Consider the following 12,362-nt stretch of genomic DNA (forward strand, 5'->3'; position numbering starts at 1 on the left):
GCTTACTCTTTTTGCTCCGCGCCGGTTGGAAGCGGCAACGGCTTGGTCACCGTCGATGTGGCGCCCTGCTGGTTTTGCGCGCCTTCCGCAGGCGGGACAGCCGCCGGAATGGCGCCCGGCACGGGCTGCACGGCGCCGCCGGCGGGACGTGCGCCCGGCATGACAACGGCCTGGCGCGGCGTCACATCGGGACGGCGGCGGAAATTGGCCTCGGTGCCGGCCGAAAACTCGGAAGCGGAGATCTCCGGCCGCTGCAGGTTGCGCACCAGGTGCGGCGTAATCGACAGCACGATCTCGGTCTTCTGGTTGTCGTCCGTCTGCGAACCGAACAAGCGGCCAAGGATGGGCAGGTCGCCCAGGCCAGGCAGGCGGCTGGCGGTGCTGCGCTGTTCATTGTTGATCAGGCCCGCCAGCACCTGGTTCTCGCCATCCTTGAGCTGCAGGAAGGTGGACGCCTGGCGCGTGCCGATCTGGTAGGCGACGGTGCCGGTCTTCGTGACGAGCCGGTCGATCAGGTTCGACACTTCCAGCGAAATGCGGATGCCCACCTCGTTATTCAGGTAGATGGTCGGTTCGGCATTCAGCGTCAGGCCGACTTCGACATAGCTCACCGATTCCGAGGCAAAGCCCGCGGTGCCAGGCGACACCGTGGTGGTAATCACCGGCAGCTTGTCGCCGATCACGACCTTGGCTTTCTCCTTGTTGCGCACGCGGATGCGCGGGCTGGCCAGCAAGTTGGTGTCGCCGGCGGTCCTTTTCAGGTTGATGGTGCCGTTCAAGCCGGTCACGCCGACCAGGTCGCGCGTCAGGATATCCAGGTCGCGCAGGGTCACCGTGGAGCCGGTGCCCTTGCTGCTCAGGACCGACAGGCCCACCGCGTTCGGCCACTCGACGCCCAGGCCCAGCAGGCGGCTGCGTTTGACCTCCAGGATGTCCACGTCCAGCATCACCTCGGGCTCCGCCTGGTCCTGCGCGGCGATGATCTTTTCCGCCAGCTTCACGGCGTCGGCGCTGTCGCGCAGGATCACCAGGTTGAGCTTTTCATCGGCCACCACATCGCGCGATTTGAGGATGGTCTTGAGGGTATTGGCCACCGTCTTGGCTTCGGCGTTGGCCAGGTAGAAGGTGCGCACCACCGTCTCCTGGTATTCCTTCAGCTTGGCCGCCGTGTTCGGGTAGATCAGGACGGTATTGCTGTCCATGACCTGCTGCTCCAGCTGGTTGGTCATCAGCAGGAAATAGATCGCCGACTCCACCGTGCTGTTCTTCAGCTGGATGGTGGTGCGGGCATCGCTCTTGACATCCTTGTCGAAGATGAAATTCAGGCCCGAACGGCGCGAGATGATGTCGAACACCTGCTTCAGCGGCGCTTCGCGGAACTCGATCGTGATCGGCGTCTTGTAGGCTTTGGAGAGCCCGGATTCGGACAGCGCCTGCGGCATCTGTTCGTTGATGGTCCGCATCAGGGCGCGCGCCCTCGCATGGTCCGGCTTCTCGGTCAGCACCGTGGCGACGCGGCTCTTCGCCGCATCGAAGTCCTTCTGCTCTAGAAAGGCGTTGGCCTGCGCCAGCAGCTTGTCGTGGCGGTCGGCCATCTCCAGCGCGCGCAAGCCGCCCGCGGCGCGTTCATTCTGCGGATTCATCGCCAGCACGCGCTGGAAGTTCTGCGCCGCCGGAAGGTATTTGCCCTCGTTGACGAACTGGTCGGCCTGCTCCAGCAGGCGCGCGCTGGTGCGGTCGCGCGCCTGCAGGTAGGCGGCGCGGTAGATGGCGCTGCTCGGATCGCGTTCGATCGCCTCCTGGTACTTCAGCAGGCCGGCTTCCACCTGGTCTTTTTCCACCAGGTCGCGTCCTTCGCGAAAGGCCATATCGGCTGCGCAGCCGGACAGCGCCAGCACCAGCACCGACAGCGTCAGCGTTCTCAGACTTGGCTTCACTCAATCACTCCAATATTTAGCTGCTGCACCTGATTCATGGGCAGATAGGTCATCGTCAGGGTAGGCGGTGCAATGGCATCCACGCGGTACATGCCGTCGATCTGGCTGCCTTTTTGCACGACAAAGGTCTGTTCGCCGCGGCCAAGATACACTTCCCACTTGCCGTCCGCAGCCGCCTTGCCGAGGAACTGGAACGGCAGCGGCGGCGCGGTTGGCGGCGGCGGCGGCGCCGGTTTCAGTTCCGCTGCGGACGGCGGCGGCGGCGGCGGCGGGTTCCACGACTGGCCGCCGAACACGCCGTCGCGGCTCTTGAACGAACCCTCGCCGGCATCGCCGATCAATTCCTCGCGCGGCAGCAGGCGCAGGATGGCGGCCGCGCCCGGACGCGCGGCAGCGGCCGGCGCGGCGGCCGGCGCCGTTGCCGGCTGGGCGCGCGCGGGCTTGCGGTCGACCGCTTCGGCCACGCCGGCGTTGGGCGATTTGTCGCCGAACAGCACCAGGACGGCGGCTGCGGCCAGCGCCACGCCCATCAGGATATGGCGCGGCTTCATGGCTGATCCTTCAGGTACAGCGTGAAGCGCACGCGGGCCTCCACCACGGGTTCAGCAATCGCCTCGCGGCGGAAGGCAACATCGTCCAGTGCGGCGAAGGGGATGGCCACCAGGGCCTGCAGGCTGAATTGCCAGATATTCTGGTATGCGCCCTTGACCGGCAGCGTGACCTGGTAAGACGCCACGCCGCTGGCCTTGTCCTGGCCGAACTTGTAGTCGCCCTGCTCCAGCGCCAGGCCGGTCTTGGCGGCGATGTCGAACAGCTGCTTGACCTGCTGTTCGGCATGGCGCTTCTCGCCCAGCGCGGCATAGAAATGGGCCAGGTTCTCGTTGGCGCTCGGCGGCGGAGCCGCCTGCACCAGCTGCGCCGGGGCCGGCGGCAAGGGCTGGTATGCCTGCTGGCGCGCCTTGAGCGACCAGGCCAGCACCAGCGCGCCGGCGGCCAGCAAGGCCAGTGCGGCGCATCCGGCTAGGCCAAGGCGCATCGCGGCAAGGCGCAGCCGCAGCATCACGGCAGTCAGGTTCATCGCGCCCTCCACTGTACTTCCACCTGGAACCGCAGCGGGCGGTTCGGGTCCTGGTCGTTGACTTCGTGGCGCAGCAGCGCCGCGCCGGTAAAGAATTCCTGCTGCTTCAACTGCTCGATATAGCCGACCATATCGTCGCTGTTCTTCGCCTCGGCCGTGATCTTCAGGATCTGCTTGCGCGGGTCGGGATCGAGCGCCAGCAGCGCCACCGTCGGCAGGTTCGCTGCGGCGACCGCGTCCTGCAGCTGGCGCCATGGCAGGTTCAGCTGGAGGATGGCGGCGTTGACCGCGGCCGCCTGGACTTCGGGAATGGCAGTTTCAGGCTTGCGTTCCGGCGCGCGCACGGCGGCGGCCTGCTTGCGCTGCTGCGCCTGCAGGGTCGCGTCGCGTGCGGCCTGCTGCCTTGCCGCCTGCATGCCGACCGCGGCGCCCGCCAGTAGCAGCAGCGCGCCCAGCGCGCCGGCCAGCAGCACGGCCGGATGAATGCGGTACAGCGCGGCGCGCCAGCCCGGCGCCGCGAAATCGATGCGCATCGGCTTCATGCGGCGGCTCCCAGGGCTGCGGTGGCGATATGCTTGTCGCTGCCGGCCGGCTTGGCCAGCGCCGCCGGAATCTCGCCGGCCAGCTGGATCAGGGCCGGCGCTGGCAGACCAAGCAGCAGGGCTTCGCGCTGCGCCGCCTGGGTCAGCCAGTAATGGTCGGCGCCTTGCGGAATCGCGACGTGGCGCACTGCGCGCAGGCGCCCGTCTTCGCAGGCGGCCAGCGCCAGCAAGCCGGCCTGCGCCACGCCGAACCAGGCGCCGTTCTTCAAGGCGCCCGCATGACGGTTCCAGGCCGCCACGAAGTACGGCACGATGGCGGTCGGCACCAGCCCATGCTGGACGGCGGCGTTTTCAATGGCGCTCTTCAATCGGCGCGGAACGGCGGCGGCCAGGAAGGGCGCACCGGCGTTCCAGTCGGCGCTGATATGCCAGGCCGCCGGCGTCTCGCCGTACAGGGCGTGGAAGCGCAGCGCGGTGGCGCCTTCCAGGTCGGCCAGGCGGGCTGCCTGCACCGGCGGCGTTACCTGCCACAGGCGCACCAGTTCATCCGAGAGGACGAAGCTGGCCGCCATGCCGGCCACCGGCTGTCCGGCCAGCAAGGCCGCCATGGCGCCCGGCAGCGCATCGGCGACGGCGTCGTGCGCCAGGCCGGAAGCGGCCGGCGCCAGCGGCTGAGCAGCCAGCAGCTCCGGCGCCGCGCTTCCCCAGCGCCGCGCGCGCAGCAGGCGCAAAGCCTGCGGCGTCACCTCGATGCGCAGCGATTGCGTGAAATTCTTAAGCATGCAAGGTCACCCGCTTGATTTCCGCCAGCGTGGTATCGCCGCGCCGCACCACTTCCATCGCGGCGTGGCGCAGGCTGCGCGTGCCGTTGGCATAGGCGGCGGCCTTGATCTGGCGGATCGGCCGTTTTTCCACGATCAGTTCGCGGATTTCATCGTTCAGGGTCAGGATTTCCGCGATCGAGCGGCGTCCCTTGAAGCCGGTGCCGCGGCAGTCGCCGCAGCCCTTGCCTTCCTTGAAGTGGTAGTCGTACACGTCGGCGCGCGCCAGGCCCACGCTGGCCAGCTCCTCGTCGGACGGGGTCACCTCGACCGCGCAATGCGGGCAGTTGATGCGCACCAGGCGCTGCGCCCAGATGCCGTTCAGCGCCGAGACGAAGGCGTACGGGTCGATGCCCATATGGGTGAAGCGGCCGAACACGTCGAATACATTATTGGCGTGCACGGTGGTCAGCACCAGGTGGCCGGTCAGCGCCGACTGCACGGCGATTTCCGCCGTTTCGCGGTCGCGGATCTCGCCCACCATGATCTTGTCCGGGTCGTGGCGCAGGATCGAACGCAGGCCCTTGGCGAAGGTCAGGCCCTTCTTCTCGTTCACCGGAATCTGCAGGATGCCCGGCAGCTGGTATTCCACCGGGTCTTCGATGGTGATGATCTTTTCGCGGCCGTTGTGGATCTCGGTCAGCGCCGCGTACAGCGTGGTGGTCTTGCCGGAACCGGTCGGCCCGGTCACCAGCAGCATGCCGTACGCCTCCTGAGCCAGCGAGCGCAAGGTCGCCAGCGACGCCGCGTCGAAGCCCAAGGCTTCCAGCGTCAGCGAGCCGTAGGATTCGATCATGGCGCGCTTGTCCAGAATACGGATCACCGCGTCTTCACCGTGGATCGAGGGCATGATCGACACGCGCAAGTCGATTTCCCGCCCCATCGATTCGACGCGGAAGCTGCCGTCCTGCGGCACGCGGCGTTCCGCGATATCGAGTTCGGCCAGCACCTTCAGGCGCGAAATGATCTGCTCCGCCACATCGATGCCGTTGACGGCGGTGGCGTGATCGAGCACGCCGTCGACGCGGTATTTGACGGCCAGGCCGCCCGCCGTCGACTCCAGGTGGATGTCGGAAGCGCCGGCCTTGAGCGCATCGTACAGGGTGGAATTGACCAGGCGCACCGCCGGGCTGGCGCCTTCCGAAACGGAGGCGAACGACAGCACCGCCGCCGTCTTGCCGTCGCGCCGCGCGCCCTCGCCGCCGGAAACCAGGCTGTCGACCGCGCGGGCCGACTCTTCCTGCTTGGACAGGTAGGCCTGGATATCGGCCTGCAGCGCCAGCCGCAATTGCAGCGGCGCCGACGCCGGGCAGCGCGCCTGCGTCGCCAGCCAGGTCTGCAGATCGAGGTCGAACGGATCGGCAATCACGCCCACCGACGCGCCGTCCTGCGTGCGCAGCAGCACGCAGTGGCGCGCCATCGCCTGCGACAGCGGCAACAGATCGAAGGCCGGCGCGAAGGCCAGCATATCGGCCGTCTCCAGCACGGCCAGGCCGAACGGCTGGGCCAGCGCCCGCACCGCCAGGCGCGGCTCGATGCCGGACAGCTGTTCCAGTTCCTCCACCAGGCTGCGCTTGGACAGCGCGCACTGGGCGCGCGCCTTGGACAATACATTCGCGTCGAGCACCGGCAAGGTCATGCCATCTCTCCCGCCAGGTCAAAAATCGGCATATACAAAAGCACCACAATAGCGCCCACCACCAGGCCGATACAGGCCATCAGCAGCGGTTCAAATGTCCGGGTAAAACGGTCGATCCAGCGCCCGATCTCGCCGTCGTAGAAGGCCGCCGACTGCGTCAGCATCGCCCCCATCTCGCCGGTGCGCTCGCCCACGCGCAGCATGCGCAGGGAAATTGGCGTGGTCAGGCCGTTGGCCTCGAACGCCGAGGACAGCGGCAACCCCGCTTCGATCATGGCGCGCGCGCCCTGCAAGCCCTCTTTCACATTGGCCGAGACCATGGCCTGCACCGTGTCCACCGCGTTCAGGATGGTGATGCCGCCTTCGCTCAGCATACCCAGGGTCAGGTAAAGGCGCGACAGCTCATAGATTTTCACCCGCTCGCCCACGCCCGGCAAACGCGCCAGCAGGCGCGCCATGCCGCCGCTGCGCAGCAGGCGCTGCACGCCCAGCACCAGGCCGCCGATCAGGGCGCCGATGCCGGCCAGCAGCGGCACCGTATGGGCCGCCGCGAACTGGCCCCAGGTCAGCATCAGCTGCGACATCCACGGCAGGTTGCGGCCGGCGCCCTGGTACACCTCGGCAAAGCGCGGCACCACATAGGCGATCAGGAACAGCGAGACCCCGCCGCCCACCAGCAGCAGGATGCAGGGGTAGATGGCGGCGCTCACCAGCTTGGCGCGCACCAGGTCCACGCGCTGCTGGTAATCGATGAAGCGTTCCAGCGAGCGCGGCAGGTCGCTGGTGCCTTCGGCCGCCTTGACAATGCCCACGTACAGGGGCGGGAATAATTGCGGCTGCTCGGCCAGGACGGTGGAAAAGCGCTGGCCTTCGCGCAGGCCATCCAACAGGCGTTCCAGCACGCTGCGCGTGGCCGGGGCCGCCTCCTTTTCCAGCAGCGCTTCCAGCGCTTCCACCACGCCCAGGCCGGCATTAAGCAGCGCCAGCAGCTCCTGGCTGAACAGCACAAGGGATAGCGCCTTGGTTTTGCCCGCGCGCAGCCCGGCGCGGCGCGGTGCGATGGCGCTGACGAACAGGCCGCGCGCCTCCACCTGGCGGCGCGCGTCGGCCTCGTCGCGGCCATCGACCACCAATTGGCCGATCGCCATGTCCGGTGACAGGGTTCGAACGTCGAACTGCATCGTTCAGGCCGGGCCGTGCTTATTGGGCGCCGATATCGGCGTTTTCGCCCTCGCCGCCGGGCTGGCCGTCCTTGCCGAGGGAGATGATCTCGTATTCCGCCTTGGCGCCCGGCGCCTTGTACTGGTATGGACGACCCCACGGATCGGCCGGCACGACCTTCTTCAGATAAGGACCGTTCCATTTGGCGCCGGCCGTGGCGGGCGCCGTCAACAGGGCGCCCAGGCCCTCTTCCGTGCTCGGGTAGCGGCCGACATCCAGGCGGTAGGTGTCCAGCGCTTTGTCGAAGGCCTCGATCTGCGCTTTGGCGACCGTGACTTCCGATTTGCCCAACTGGGAAAAATATTTGGGGCCGACATACGCGGCCAACAGGCCAATGATGACGATCACCACCAGCAGCTCAAGCAGGGTGAAGCCGCGATTGGCTCTGCCATGAATCCGTGCTGCAAACATCCGTACCACCTCCGCCTTGAATAGAACTGCAGAGGCTACCACGCAGCTTTAGGTTTCGACAATGTTTTCTGTAGTGCGTGTCCACCAACCGCTTGCCGGACGCCATTTCGTCTCAAGCTTAACAAAAGTGTCGCGAATTTTTCACAACTAAAACTATCGGCCCATCTCGTTTCTTCATAGGAATGTCCAAACTTTATATGTTCTTCGCTTAATAAAATTAAATTTATATCATTGAAATTTTGATCACTTTCTGCCGCACTATTGCTATATTCGTTGCAACCTGAACAACACAGGGATCGCCGTTTTCGACCACAAAAATGTAAGGGAACGCAATATGCAACAGCATTTCACACGCCTTAAAAAGCTTGCCGGCGGCACCCTGCTCGGCGCAGCCGCCGTGTTCGCCGCCCCGGCCCACGCCAGCGTCGCCAGCTTCGACGGGCAAGCGCCCATGGTGTACAACCATGGCGAAAAATTCCAGGATAGCGGCCTCACCTTCACGTCGCAGATTTCGGCTTACCTCCAGTCCCAGGGCGTCAATTCCGGCATGGGCGGCGCCATCCTCGACAGCAACAACCCGAACAGCTGCGGCGCCCTCAACGACTGCCCCACGGGCGGCAGCGGCAAATTCTATGCAGGCTTGAATGATGGTTCGGTCGACATCGGACATGCCGGCGGCTTCTTCTCCCTGAACTCCCTGCGCTTCGCCTTCTTCACCCCGCTCGCCGGCCTGGAAAACCTCACGTTCGGCCAGCTGGTGCTGAACGCCACCACCGTCGATGGCACCAGCCTGCGCCTCAGCACCGACTTCGCCGGCCAGGATGAAGACGGCCACTTCATGTTCTCGACCTGGAAGCTGGCGCCCGACTTCAAAGCCCTGCGCCTGAGCAAGATCAACCTCAGCGCCTGCCTGTACGACGGCAATGGCGGCTGCTTCAATATGGCCGACTGGGCGCCTTACGCGGCCCAGTTCGCCATCGACGACCTGGACGTCAATGTGCCGCTGCCCGGCTCCGTCCCGCTGCTGCTGCTCGGCCTGGCCGGTCTCGCCGCCATCCGCCGCCGCGCCCACTAACCGTCAACCAAGGATCCCTCCATGAAATTGCGACCCCTGAGCCTGGCCGTCATGGCCGTGCTGTCCGGCCTGGCCGTGCAAGCGTCCGCTGAAGACGCGCGCCATTCCTATATCGTGCAACTGGCCGACGCACCGGCCGCCAACTACACCGGCGGCGTGAGCGGCCTGAGCGCCACCAAGCCGGCTGCCGGCAAACGCCTCGACATCACTGCGCAGAACGTGCAGGACTACATGGCCTACCTGGAGCAGAAGCAGTCGAGCGCCACCGCCATCGTACCGAACGCCGAAATCGTCCATAAGTACAAACTCGTGCTGAACGGCTTCGCCGCCCGCCTGACCGACGCCGAAGTGCGCGCCCTGAAGAAATCCGGCGCCGTGGCCAGCATCAGCGCCGACGAAGCGCGCCCCCTCGACACCAACTACACCCCGAAATTCCTCGGTCTCGACACCCCGGGCGAAGGCCTGTGGTCCAAGCTGGGCGGCATCGACAAGGCCGGCGAGAACGTGGTGATCGGCATCGTCGACGGCGGCATCTGGCCTGAACACACCTCCTACGCCGACCGCGTCGACGCCCAGGGCAAGCCCACCTACGATATCAGCGGCACCCTGGTCTACGACAAACCCGCCGACTGGAACGGCGCCTGCGAAACCGGCGAAGGCTTCACCGCCGCCCATTGCAACAACAAGCTGATCGGCGCGCGCTTCTTCAATGCCGGCTTCATCGCCAGCGGCCGCCCGATACACTGGAGCGACTTCGTCTCGCCGCGCGATTCCCTGGCCGGCCCGACCGGCCATGGCGGCCACGGCACCCACACCTCGACCACGGCCGGCGGCAACTTCGGCGCCGTCGGTTCCCTGTCGGGCATTCCGGTGGGCAGCATGTCCGGCATGGCGCCGCGCGCCCGCATCGCCGCCTACAAGGTGTGCTGGACCTTCCTCGATGCCACCAATCCCGACGGCACCGGCACCCGCAATTCCTGCTTCAACTCCGACAGCGTGGCCGCGATCGACCAGGCTGTGGCCGACGGCGTGAACGTGATCAACTTCTCCATCGGCGGATCGCAAAACAGCGTCAACGACCCGGTCGAGATGGCCTTCTTCAATGCCGCCGCCGCCGGCGTGTTCGTCTCCGCGTCGGGCGGCAACTCCGGCCCGGCCAATGCGGTGGCCCACCTGTCGCCCTGGCTGACCACGGTGGCCGCCTCCACCCACAACCGCGCCAGCATCGCCAGCCTCAAGCTGGTGGGCGGCGCCAGCTATTCGGGGGCTTCCTACAACCAGGCGCCCCTGCCCGACACCCCGACCATCCTGGCCCGCGACGCCACCCTCAAGCCCTACGCCCAGCTGAGCACGGCCGACAAGGCCGCCGCCCGCCTGTGCTATACCGCCAGCGACCGCCTGACCTATGGCGGCGGCGCCGATGCCGCGCTCGATCCGGCCAAGGCCAGCGGCAAGGTGCTGCTGTGCGAACGCGGTAACAGCGCCCGCGTCGACAAGTCGCGCGCCGTCCGCGAAGCCGGCGGCGTCGGCATGATCCTGATGGACGCCTCCGCCACCCAGGCGCCGGCAGCCGATCCGCACAGCATTCCGACCGTGCACCTGAACTTCGCCGACGGCTCCGCCGTGCGCAGCTGGATCGCCGGCCACCCGGATGCCTTGAGCAGCATCGACAAAGCCGTGCTGACCACCAGCGCGGTGCCGGCGCCGCAACTGGCCGCGTTCTCGTCGCGCGGCCCGAACATGCACAACGCCAACATCCTCAAGCCCGACCTGACCGCCCCCGGCGTCGACATCCTGGCCGGCGTGACGGCCGACTACAACAAGCAGGCCGACCGCGACGCAATCGCCAACGGCACCCTGGTGCCCACCGCCAACTGGGCCAGCTACCAGGGCACGTCGATGTCCAGCCCGCACGTGGCCGGCCTGGCCGCCCTGCTGCGCCAGGCCCACCCGGACTGGACCCCGGCGGCCATCAAGTCGGCCCTCATGACGAGCGCCAGCGACACCTTTGCCGATGGCCAGCCCGGCATGGCGGCCGGCACCCTGCCCTGGGGCCAGGGCGCGGGTCATGTGCGCCCGAACAAGGCGGTCGATCCCGGCCTGGTGTACGACTCCGGCACGCTCGACTGGGTCCGCTTCATGTGCGGCATCCCGGGCACCCTGCCCGCCAGCATCTGCGCCTCGACCGGCGCGATCCAGCCGTACAACCTGAACCTGGCATCGCTGACCGCGGCCAATGTGCTGGGCAAGCTGACCATGAGCCGCACCGTCACCAACGTCGGCAGCGAGGAAGCGACCTACACCGCCAGCGCCAACCTGCCCGGCTACAACGTGGTGGTCAGCCCATCGACGCTGACGGTGGCGCCAGGCGCCAAGGCCACCTTTACGGTCAACCTGACCAATGTCAGCGCCGCGGCCAATACCTGGTCGTACGGCAGCCTGACCTGGAGCGACGGTGCCGGCCACGTGGTGCGCAGCCCGCTGACGGCCCGTCCATCCATGCTGGTCGCGCCAGGCAAGCTGTATAACGAGGCAGCCAACGGCAGCACCTCCTTCACCATCGGCACCGGCTTCAGCGGACCGCTGGCGACCATGAAGGGCGGCCTGAAGCCCGCCACGCGCAGCGCAGCCACTGTCGGCACCGACGCTTCCAGCGATGCCGGCCTGTCCGCCTGCCGGGCTGGCGGCAATGCCGGCGTCAAGATGCATACCGTGACCGTGCCGGCCAATGCGCTGGTGGCCCGCTTCGCCCTGTACGATGCCGACACCTCGGGCCACGAGACCGGCACCACCGACGACCTGGACCTGCTGGTGCTGAATCCGGCTGGCACCCAGGTCGGCACCAGCGGCGGTTCGACCTCGAACGAAGTGATCACGCTGAACCAGCCGGCGCCCGGCAATTACAAGGTGTGCGTGATCGGCTATGCGCCGCACAACGGCAGCGCCGATTACACGCTGTCCTCGTGGACCGTGGCCAAGGATGAAATGGGCGGCAACTTGAAAGTGGGCTTGCCGCCGATGGCATTCACTGGCGCCACGGCGACCATCGCCGCTTCCTGGTCCGGCTTGGGCAACGCCAAGCACCTGGGCGCCATCGTCTTCACGGCGCCGGGCGGCAATGTCTCGACCACCTTGCTGGAAGTCGATACCACCCTGCCGCTGCCTGAGCAGAGCCAGCAGCGCAAGCTGGCCGAGCGCCGCGACTGAACCATCGCCGCAGCATCGAAACGCCGCGCTTGCCGCGGCGTTTTTTTTATTCCACCAGTGCCCCGTTCGCGCCGCCCAGCTGGCATTGGCCGGCACGGCACTGCGCTCCCGGATCCATCAGGAAGCTGCAGTCGCTCGCCAGGCCGCTCGCCTTGTTTTCCTGCTCGCGCTCCTTGCGGTAGCGCTCAGCCAGCGCTTTGACCTTGTCGGGGCTGGATTGGGCCGTGGAATAGGCCATATACGCTTCCGGTCCGCCACAGGGCTTGGCGCCCAGCGCCACCGCCTTGCATTGCTGGTCGGATGTGCAGGCGGCTGCGCGGCCCAGGGCGCGCAGCGCCATCAACGTACTGGAAGCGCCAGGCGAGGCATGGCCACATCCAGCGGCGGTAACAAAGGCCAGGAGAAGAATGATCGGTTTCATGGGAGGAAAT

At 66.8% G+C, this 12,362-nt stretch carries 11 protein-coding genes; 2 read left to right on the forward strand and 9 right to left on the reverse strand.

Going from position 1 to position 12,362, the window contains the following annotated elements:
* Positions 1-2 precede the first annotated feature (2 nt).
* From H597_RS29180 to gspG, 8 genes are read right to left on the reverse strand one after another with little or no spacing between them, the layout of a single operon-like run.
* Positions 3-1,937, reverse strand: coding sequence for a secretin GspD/PilQ domain-containing protein (locus H597_RS29180; RefSeq protein ID WP_051293418.1), 1,935 nt, complete (start codon positions 1,935-1,937; stop codon positions 3-5).
* Positions 1,934-2,488 carry a hypothetical protein gene (locus tag H597_RS0100255; RefSeq protein WP_028100352.1) on the reverse strand — a complete coding sequence of 185 codons (555 nt, stop codon included), beginning with the start codon at positions 2,486-2,488 and terminating at the stop codon, positions 1,934-1,936. Before H597_RS0100255 ends, H597_RS29180 begins: the two co-directional genes overlap by 4 nt.
* A complete protein-coding gene (locus H597_RS0100260) occupies positions 2,485-3,015 on the reverse strand; it encodes a hypothetical protein (RefSeq protein WP_035372813.1) in 531 nt (176 codons plus the stop codon). Before H597_RS0100260 ends, H597_RS0100255 begins: the two co-directional genes overlap by 4 nt.
* Complete coding sequence (locus H597_RS0100265) at positions 3,012-3,557, reverse strand: hypothetical protein (RefSeq protein ID WP_028100354.1); 546 nt, start codon at positions 3,555-3,557, stop codon at positions 3,012-3,014. The genes H597_RS0100260 and H597_RS0100265 overlap by 4 nt, the downstream gene beginning before the upstream one ends.
* Entirely contained in the window at positions 3,554-4,339 is a 786-nt protein-coding gene (locus tag H597_RS29185; protein ID WP_035372938.1) for a hypothetical protein, read from the reverse strand. Before H597_RS29185 ends, H597_RS0100265 begins: the two co-directional genes overlap by 4 nt.
* Positions 4,332-6,017, reverse strand: a complete 1,686-nt coding sequence (locus H597_RS0100275; protein WP_028100355.1) for a GspE/PulE family protein — start codon at positions 6,015-6,017, stop codon at positions 4,332-4,334. The genes H597_RS29185 and H597_RS0100275 overlap by 8 nt, the downstream gene beginning before the upstream one ends.
* Positions 6,014-7,198: a type II secretion system F family protein gene (locus H597_RS0100280; protein ID WP_028100356.1), complete on the reverse strand. Its 1,185-nt coding sequence runs from the start codon at positions 7,196-7,198 to the stop codon at positions 6,014-6,016. The genes H597_RS0100275 and H597_RS0100280 overlap by 4 nt, the downstream gene beginning before the upstream one ends.
* Before the next feature lie 19 nt (positions 7,199-7,217).
* Positions 7,218-7,649 carry a type II secretion system major pseudopilin GspG gene (gene gspG, locus H597_RS0100285; RefSeq protein ID WP_028100357.1) on the reverse strand — a complete coding sequence of 144 codons (432 nt, stop codon included), beginning with the start codon at positions 7,647-7,649 and terminating at the stop codon, positions 7,218-7,220.
* A 334-nt stretch (positions 7,650-7,983) separates the two neighbouring features.
* Here gspG and H597_RS0100290 point away from each other — a divergent pair, with 334 nt between their 5' ends.
* Together H597_RS0100290 and H597_RS29190 are read left to right on the forward strand one after the other, a co-directional pair.
* Entirely contained in the window at positions 7,984-8,724 is a 741-nt protein-coding gene (locus H597_RS0100290) for an NF038120 family PEP-CTERM protein (protein WP_028100358.1), read from the forward strand.
* Between the two features lie 21 nt (positions 8,725-8,745).
* Positions 8,746-11,931: a S8 family serine peptidase gene (locus H597_RS29190; protein ID WP_035372814.1), complete on the forward strand. Its 3,186-nt coding sequence runs from the start codon at positions 8,746-8,748 to the stop codon at positions 11,929-11,931.
* A 46-nt stretch (positions 11,932-11,977) separates the two neighbouring features.
* Here the strand turns inward: H597_RS29190 and H597_RS29195 are convergent, their stop codons facing one another.
* Entirely contained in the window at positions 11,978-12,352 is a 375-nt protein-coding gene (locus H597_RS29195; protein WP_154667880.1) for a hypothetical protein, read from the reverse strand.
* Positions 12,353-12,362: the final 10 nt, after the last annotated feature.

The organism is Pseudoduganella violaceinigra DSM 15887 (genome assembly GCF_000425385.1).
Classification (GTDB): domain Bacteria; phylum Pseudomonadota; class Gammaproteobacteria; order Burkholderiales; family Burkholderiaceae_D; genus Rugamonas; species Rugamonas violaceinigra.